The organism is Vibrio sp. 10N.261.51.F12 (assembly GCF_041471725.1).
GTDB lineage: Bacteria > Pseudomonadota > Gammaproteobacteria > Enterobacterales > Vibrionaceae > Vibrio.
In genome coordinates, this window is sequence record NZ_JBFROV010000086.1 from 1 (window position 1) to 334 (window position 334).

At 45.2% G+C, this 334-nt stretch carries 1 protein-coding gene; it reads right to left on the reverse strand.

The annotated features are described in order from the left end of the window. Positions 1–110 precede the first annotated feature (110 nt). Positions 111–334, reverse strand: a 224-nt coding sequence (locus tag AB4405_RS24365) for a hypothetical protein (RefSeq protein ID WP_372063119.1), incomplete at its 5' end; no start/stop codon positions are given.

A 334-nucleotide genomic window follows, 5' to 3' on the forward strand; every position in this document is an offset into this window, starting at 1 on the left:
TTAAGTGAACGGCATTACCGGCTATGGGTGCTGTTTTTTTATTTATATCTTTAGAAGTACATTCCGCCACCAAGGCTGATGTCAGCGCTAGACAGCGACGCTAAGCCTTATTAATACTCAGCCTGATGGTCTTGGAAATAAACGTCTGCGTCCATTTTTTCACCACCCGCGAGTGTGCATTGATTAGACGATTCTTGGAACGTGCCGCCGTTAGCAATACAAAAGCGTCCAGCTTCATTTGTTGTATTAATCGGTATATCGTTCTCACCTTGTGTCGCGCAGCCCATTAATGTAAGCGCGGACAAGAGCGTTAGGGCTTTGTTTCCTAATTGGA